Source organism: Tardiphaga sp., from assembly GCF_044336785.1.
GTDB lineage: Bacteria > Pseudomonadota > Alphaproteobacteria > Rhizobiales > Xanthobacteraceae > Tardiphaga.
The window spans coordinates 1-7,142 of sequence record NZ_JBIIOT010000154.1; the positions used below are offsets into that span (position 1 = coordinate 1).

General features: G+C 62.5%; 7 protein-coding genes. 1 reads left to right on the forward strand and 6 read right to left on the reverse strand.

Features of this window, described 5'->3' with window-relative positions:
- The 6 genes from ACIQ2A_RS24750 to tsaB form a co-directional block, all read right to left on the reverse strand.
- Positions 1-858, reverse strand: an 858-nt coding sequence (locus ACIQ2A_RS24750) for a PhoH family protein (protein WP_398484504.1), incomplete at its 3' end; no start/stop codon positions are given.
- A gap of 4 nt (positions 859-862) precedes the next feature.
- Positions 863-2,275, reverse strand: a complete 1,413-nt coding sequence (miaB, locus tag ACIQ2A_RS24755) for a tRNA (N6-isopentenyl adenosine(37)-C2)-methylthiotransferase MiaB (protein WP_398484506.1) — start codon at positions 2,273-2,275, stop codon at positions 863-865.
- Positions 2,276-2,480: 205 nt separating this feature from the next.
- Positions 2,481-3,245, reverse strand: a complete 765-nt coding sequence (locus tag ACIQ2A_RS24760) for an HAD family hydrolase (RefSeq protein ID WP_398484508.1) — start codon at positions 3,243-3,245, stop codon at positions 2,481-2,483.
- Between the two features lie 116 nt (positions 3,246-3,361).
- Positions 3,362-3,811 carry a Fur family transcriptional regulator gene (locus ACIQ2A_RS24765; RefSeq protein WP_398484510.1) on the reverse strand — a complete coding sequence of 150 codons (450 nt, stop codon included), beginning with the start codon at positions 3,809-3,811 and terminating at the stop codon, positions 3,362-3,364.
- A gap of 42 nt (positions 3,812-3,853) precedes the next feature.
- Positions 3,854-4,342: a ribosomal protein S18-alanine N-acetyltransferase gene (gene rimI, locus ACIQ2A_RS24770; protein WP_398484512.1), complete on the reverse strand. Its 489-nt coding sequence runs from the start codon at positions 4,340-4,342 to the stop codon at positions 3,854-3,856.
- Positions 4,339-5,040: a tRNA (adenosine(37)-N6)-threonylcarbamoyltransferase complex dimerization subunit type 1 TsaB gene (tsaB, locus tag ACIQ2A_RS24775; RefSeq protein WP_398484514.1), complete on the reverse strand. Its 702-nt coding sequence runs from the start codon at positions 5,038-5,040 to the stop codon at positions 4,339-4,341. Before tsaB ends, rimI begins: the two co-directional genes overlap by 4 nt.
- Positions 5,041-5,409: 369 nt before the next feature.
- On the opposite strand from tsaB, the gene ACIQ2A_RS24780 reads away from it, so the two are divergent.
- A complete protein-coding gene (locus tag ACIQ2A_RS24780; RefSeq protein WP_398484516.1) occupies positions 5,410-7,089 on the forward strand; it encodes a PAS domain-containing protein in 1,680 nt (559 codons plus the stop codon).
- The last annotated feature ends 53 nt before the right edge of the window (positions 7,090-7,142 follow it).

Consider the following 7,142-nt stretch of genomic DNA (forward strand, 5'->3'; position numbering starts at 1 on the left):
GATGATCATGCGGCTGTTCTCGCCCAGACGGGTCAGAAACATCTTCATCTGCATCGATGTGGTGTTCTGCGCTTCGTCGAGGATGATCGCGGCATTGGTCAACGTACGGCCGCGCATGAAGGCGAGCGGCGCGATTTCGATCTCGTTGGCGGCCAATGCGCGTTCGACCACGCGCGCATCCATCAGATCGTAGAGAGCGTCATAGATCGGGCGCAGATACGGATCGACCTTTTCCTTGAGATCACCCGGCAAGAAGCCGAGGCGCTCGCCGGCTTCGACGGCCGGGCGCGACAGGATGATGCGATCGACTTCCTTGCGCTCGAACAGCATGCAAGCATGCGCCACCGCGAGCCAGGTCTTGCCGGTGCCGGCAGGACCGACGCCGAACACGAGTTCGTGGCTCTTCAGTGCGCGGATATAGGAGTCCTGCGCCGCCGTGCGTGCGCGCACCGGGCGCTTGCGCAGATTGACGGCTTCGAAATTCGAGATCGGCTTCGATGGATTCTTGGGATCGAACGGAAACAGCGAGCCCTGTGCCAGCGTTGCGCGGATCGCGCCTTCCACATCGCCCTGTGCCAGCTCGATGCCCTGCGCGGCTTGCGTATAGAGCATTTCGAGCACGCGGCGGGCGGCATCGCAGGCGTCGCGGGTGCCGGTGAGGGTGATGTGATTGCCGCGGCTGTCCACGACGACATTCAGTCGTCGCTCGACCAGCGCGAGATTCTGGCCGTAAGGGCCGACCAGGGCGGAGGCGGCCCGGTTGTCATCGAAATCGATGACGACCTGCGTCTCGGCCGAGGCGGTGAAGTCGGGTTTGCGAGCAGCGAGCGTAGACGAATCCGATGCACTCTTTGCCAAGAATTCAGGCTCCCGTGGCGGTGAGGACTGGCTGCGATAACTCAGGCGACAAATTAGGATGCGAAGCTGACGCGAGCGTGCCGATGAGGCTGTAGCGCTCGAGGCTTTCAAGCTGGACCGGAAGAATCTGGCCGATGATGTCGGCGGAGGCCATCACGTGAGCAGGCTGGAGATAGGCCGTGCGGCCGACGATCTGGCCGGGATTGCGTGCGGCGCGCTCGAACAGCACATCGACGGTCTGGCCGACGGCAGCCTTGTTGAAGGCCGCTTGCTGGCTGTCGATCAGTGACTGTAACCGCGCCAATCGCTCGTCCATGTCAGCCTGTGACACCGTCTCCTGCAACTCCGCAGCCGGTGTACCCGGCCGAGGCGAATACTTGAACGAATACGCACCAGCGTAACCGATTTGTGTGACGAGCGCGAGTGTGTCGGAAAAATCCTGTTCCGTCTCGCCGGGGAAGCCGACGATGAAATCCGACGTGAAAGCAATGTCTTGCCGCGCGTCGCGGAAACGGTCGATGACCCGGCGATAATCGGCTGCCGTATGTTTTCTGTTCATAGCGGCGAGGATTCGGTCCGAACCGGACTGCACGGGCAGATGCACGAAGGGCATCAGCTGCGGCAGGTCGCGATGCGCGGCGATCAGCGTGTCCTCGACATCGCGGGGATGGCTGGTGGAATAGCGGATGCGGGCGATGCCGGGGATCTCGGCAAGCCGGAAGATCAGCGTGCCCAGCGCCCAGGGCCGGCCATCGGGTCCTTCGCCGTGATAGCCGTTGACGTTCTGGCCGATCAGCGTGATTTCGCGCACGCCGTTATCGGCCAGGCGCTTTGTATCCTCGACGATCTGGCTCACCGGGCGCGAGACCTCGGCGCCGCGCGTATAGGGCACCACGCAGAAGGTGCAGAACTTGTCGCAACCTTCCTGCACCGTCACGAACGCCGAGACGCCGCGGGCGCGGATCGCAGCCGGCTTCGGCGCCGGCAGGAAGCCGAACTTGTCCTCGACCGGGAAATCCGTATCCAGCGCGCGTTCACCGCCTCTAGCCTTGGCGAGCAGTTGCGGCAGGTTGTGATAGCTCTGCGGCCCCACGACGACATCGACGACCGGCGCACGGCGGATGATCTCGTCGCCCTCGGCCTGGGCGACGCAGCCGGCCACCACCACATTCATCTGCTTGCCGTGCTGGGCGGCTTCCGCCTTGGCGAGGCGCAGCTTGCCGAGCTCGGAATAGACCTTTTCCGAGGCCTTCTCGCGGATGTGGCAGGTATTGAGGATCACCAGATCCGCATCGTCGGCATTGGCCGTTTCGATGAATCCCTCGGGCGCCAGCGTGTCCACCATGCGCTGGGCATCGTAGACGTTCATCTGGCAGCCGAAGGATTTGATGTGCAGCTTGCGCGGCGCGGTGGTCATGGAACCCGAAAAACTGGAGAAAGCGCGTCACGCGCGCAGCGTTCAATTATAGGCTCGCACCCGATAAATCCAGCGCCAGCGGCAAAATATAAGCGTTACAACGGGTTAGGTTGGATCAAAGGCTTGGGGATGGTGCTTGGCCTGCATGGTTCGAGACGCCCGCCTTGCGGGCTCCTCACCATGAGGGTCGTCTACAGAGCCATACTCAGCCCTCATCCTGAGGAGCCGCGGAGCGGCGTCTCGAAGGATGGCCGCGGGAATTTCTCGCGATTTCTATGCGATATCCCGGATCAAACGCCCGTGCGCCGGGCACGCCGGCGTCGATCAGCGCCGGCAACCGCCGCATGTCGTCGAACACCAGATGGGCTCCAGTGGCCTGCAGGGCGCCTGCGGTGGCCGGGCTGCAATGGGCGCCGCCATGGAAGCCGAACACTGTCATGCCCGCTGCCACGGCCCCGGTGACCCCATGGATGCTGTCCTCGATCACCACGCAGCGGGCGGGCTCGACGCCCATCTGGGCGGCGGCGAACAAAAACAGGTCCGGCGCCGGCTTGCCGCGCTCCACCTGTAGCGCCGAATAGAGATGCTCGCCGAAATGATGGATCAGTTTTGTGGTGGTGAGGCTCGAGCGGATGCGGGTTGGCGTGCCCGAGGACGCCACGCATTTCTGCTGCGCGAGGCCGGCCAGCACATCGCCGATTCCCGGCACCGGCTGCAGTTGTTCGCCAAACACCTGGTCGATCGTCGAGCGCAACGTATGCGTATAGTCGTCCGGCAACACACGGCCCATCTCGGCCTCGACCTCCGCCCGCGCCTCGCGCGCCGAGCGGCCGAGAAAGCGCTCATGCACCTGTGCCGAGGTGATCGGATAGCCATAGGCCGTCAGCACATCCGCGTGCACCACGCAGGCCAGCGCCTCGCTATCGACGAGCACGCCGTCGCAGTCGAAAATGACGAGATCGAAGCTCATATGATTCTTTCAGCCGTCATTGCGAGGAGCCTCTTGGCGACGAAGCAATCCAGCTGTTCCTTCACTTGGCTTTCTGGATTGCTTCGCTGCGCTCGCAATGACGGAGGGGGTACGGCTCACCCCTTCTTGTCCTCGTCCAGCGGCACGCAATACAGTTCGAGCCGGTGGTCGACGAGCTTGTAGCCGAGCTTGGCGGCGACTTCCGCCTGCAATTTCTCGATCGCTTCAGATGTGAATTCGATCACGGTGCCGTCACGCAGATTGATCAGATGATCATGATGCGTATCGCGCATGGTTTCGTAGCGCGCGCGGCCTTCGCGGAAATCATGACGCTCGATGATCCCTGCGTCCTCGAACAGCTTGACGGTACGATACACCGTCGAGATCGAGATCTTGTCGTCGATGGCGACGCAGCGGCGATAGAGCTCTTCCACATCCGGATGATCGTCGGCCTCCGCCAGCACGCGCGCGATCACGCGGCGCTGTTCGGTCATGCGCATGCCCGTTGCAGCGCAACGCGATTCGATGCTGTCCACTTTGGAAGAACTCGATTTTAATGCCGTCATGGTGCCGATCTCACTATGGCTTCTTTTGCCATCGGCGCGCCGTCAGGACAAGTCGCGGCGCATGATCAGGGCGTTCAATTCCGTGCCATCCGCGTCTTTGTAATAGCGCGCGCGCTGGCCCACCACCGCAAAGCCGGTGCGGTCATAAAGCCTCCGTGCCGGCATATTGTTTTCCTCCACTTCGAGAAACACGGTACGCACGCCGCGTCCGGCGAGATGGCCGAGATGGGTCATGAACAATGTGCGCGACAATCCACGGCCACGCTGCTCCGGCGCAACTGCGATGGAGAGAATCTCGGCTTCATCGGCGGCGATCCGCGACGCGGCAAAGCCGATGATGTTGCGGCCCTGCCGGAGGCGATGGATCAGCGTGTTCTGCTCACGCAGCATCTGGTCGAATTCGCCGTCGCCCCAGCCGCGATGAAACGATGCGCCATGCAAGCGCGCCAGTTGCGCCGCATCTTTCGGCGTGGCCGGCTCGATCGCAGGAGGGCTGCGTCGAAACAGCCGAAGCAGGGAACCGATGGTCATGGGGCCGGCTGTGTTTGGCCGAGCCCGCCCATCAGGCTCGATTGTGGCTTGGCATCGGGCGCGCGCAGATAGAATGGTCGCGCCAGCGCGGTCTGCGGATCGACGGCGGCACCCAGCCAGCCCACCCAGGAAATATCGGGCGCGGCCTGCTCATCGACGATGATCGGTTGCGGCGCATCGGCCGGCCAGCGCGACGCCAGCAGGTTTGCGGCATTGCCCACCAGATGCGGCGCGCCGAAGCGCGCGGCCTCGACGGCCTCGTCGATCGGGATCACGCAGGGGCGCAGCAGCGCGGTGCCGTTGCCGCTCACCGCCTGGACATACACATGGTCATGCCGCGCATCGATGGCGGCGATCACGGGCGCATCGCCGTTCCGTGTCACCACCGGCGCCGCATAGGCCGTCAGCGTGGTGACGCCGACCACGGGCTTGCCGGCGGCAAGGCCGATACCGCGGCCGGCGGAAAGGCCGACACGCAGGCCGGTAAAACTGCCCGGCCCGGTCGTCACCGCAATCCGGTCGAGCTCCGCAAAAGCGATGCCGGATTGCTGCATCACCCGCGCCAGCAACGGCATCAGCGCCTCCGCATGGCCGCGCTTCATGGGCTGCGATTCATGCGCGATCAGCTGCCCGGTGGCCGTATCGAGAATACCGGCGGCGCAGGCGTCGAGAGCGGTGTCGATGGCGAGAAGCAGCATGTCGTTGGCGGTTCTGTCGGAGCGGGAACGGAGCGTTCGGTTGCGTATCTATAGTATTCGGATGCGGGTAAGGCCATGCCGCTTTCACTTGCGCGAGCAGTCCGGGGAGGCCGGTGCCATTCAGCTATAATATTTATCTTTGTCGCCAAGTCATAGTGAAGTGCCTGACGTGCCGCGCTAATTTCAGATCCGGGCATGCGCAAGCCACGGGTATCGCGTGCAATCGAGGTTCCCACTTAATCAATTTTTCGGACATCGATGAGAGAAGGATACCAGCAGGCGCAAAGGTGTCCGATCCATCTTTGCCGGCCGGTCTGGTTTATATTTGACGACGCGATTTCCCTGGAAGCCATACAGAAAGTTATTTCGATGTTGCAGTGGTTGACGACAACGGCCGCACGCGATGCGCTTGCAAAAGCGACGGCGATCAACAAGTCGCAGGCGCTGATCGAATTCAATCTCGATGGCACGATCATCAGTGCGAACGAGAATTTCCTGGCGACGATGGGCTACACGCTCGCCGAAATCCAGGGCAAGCACCACAGCATGTTCGTGCTGCCGGTTGCGCGCGGCAGCGCCGCCTATCTCGATTTCTGGACGGGGCTCAATCGCGGCGTCTATCAGTCCGGCGAATTCAAGCGTCTCGGCAAGGATGGCCGCGAGGTCTGGATCCAGGGATCCTACAATCCGATCCTGGACGAGGCGGGCAAGCCGATACGCATCGTCAAATTCTGCAGCGACATCACCGCGCAGAAAATGCGCGGCCTTGAGGACAGCGGCAAGATCGCAGCCATCGAACGCTCGCAGGCGATGATCGAATTCAACCTGGACGGCACCATCGTGTCGGCCAACCAGATCTTCCTCGATGCCATGGGCTATTCGCTGGGCGAGATCCGCGGCAAGCATCACAGCATGTTCGTGATGCCGGCGGATCGGGACAGCGCGACCTATCGTGAATTCTGGGCCAGCCTCAATCGCGGCGAGTATCAGGCGGCCGAATACAAACGGCTCGGCAAGGGCGGCAAGGAAGTCTGGATACTGGCGACCTATAATCCGATTCTTGACGAGACCGGCGCGCCGATCAAGATCATCAAATTTGCCTCCGACGTGACCGAGCAGAAGCTGCGTACGGCGAATTTTTCCGGGCAGATCGAGGCGATCGGCAAGTCGCAGGCCGTGATCGAGTTCAATCTCGATGGCATCGTGCTCAATGCCAACGAGAACTTCCTGTCGGTCATGGGCTATGCGCTGTCGGAGATCCAGGGCAAGCACCACAGCATGTTCGTACCGGGCGATGAACGCGGCACCGATGCCTATCAGGCCTTCTGGTCCAGCCTGCGCCGCGGCGATTATCAGACCGCCGAGTATCAGCGCATCGGCAAACACGGCAAGCAGGTCTGGATTCAGGCCTCCTACAATCCGATCTTCGATCTCAACGGCCGGCCCTACAAGGTCGTGAAATACGCGTCCGACGTCACCGCGCAGGTGATCGCGCGGATGAAGAGCGAACGCGTCCGCGGCATGATGGAATCGGTCGCCGCTGGCGCCGAAGAACTCAACGCGTCGGTGCGCGAGATCTCCGAAGCCATGACGAAGTCACGCGAGACCGCGATGACGGCGGTCGGCAAGGTCGAGATTGCCGATGGCCAGGCACAGCGATTGGCTGCGGCGGCGCAGGCCATGAGCGGCATTGTCGAACTGATCGGCAACATCACCGGCCAGATCAATCTGCTGGCGCTGAATGCGACGATCGAATCGGCGCGCGCGGGCGAGGCCGGTCGCGGCTTTGCGGTGGTGGCTTCCGAAGTGAAGAATCTCGCGACCCAGGCCAAGCAGGCCACCGATCGCATCTCCAGCGAGATCGGCAGCCTCAACGGCATCTCCGGCGATGTCGTCGATGCGCTGAATGCGATCAAGAGCGAGATTCAGAACGTCAGCGAATATGTGACAGCGACGGCCGCAGCGGTGGAAGAGCAAAGCGTGGTGACGAACGAGATGTCGTCCAGCATGCAGCGCGCCGCGGAAGAAGCGGCAAGCATCGGGCGGTGATCGCTCAAACTGTCATCGCCCGCGAAAGCGGGCGATCCAGTATACGCAGGCTT

What these genes read in the sequence shown, in the direction of transcription:
- ACIQ2A_RS24765 (WP_398484510.1), bottom strand. Translation starts at nt 3,811, where the DNA reads ATGACGGCATTAAAATCGAGTTCTTCCAAAGTGGACAGCATCGAATCG.
- rimI (WP_398484512.1), bottom strand. Translation starts at nt 4,342, where the DNA reads ATGACCATCGGTTCCCTGCTTCGGCTGTTTCGACGCAGCCCTCCTGCG.
- ACIQ2A_RS24760 (WP_398484508.1), bottom strand. Translation starts at nt 3,245, where the DNA reads ATGAGCTTCGATCTCGTCATTTTCGACTGCGACGGCGTGCTCGTCGAT.
- miaB (WP_398484506.1), bottom strand. Translation starts at nt 2,275, where the DNA reads ATGACCACCGCGCCGCGCAAGCTGCACATCAAATCCTTCGGCTGCCAG.
- ACIQ2A_RS24780 (WP_398484516.1), top strand. Translation starts at nt 5,410, where the DNA reads ATGTTGCAGTGGTTGACGACAACGGCCGCACGCGATGCGCTTGCAAAA.
- tsaB (WP_398484514.1), bottom strand. Translation starts at nt 5,040, where the DNA reads ATGCTGCTTCTCGCCATCGACACCGCTCTCGACGCCTGCGCCGCCGGT.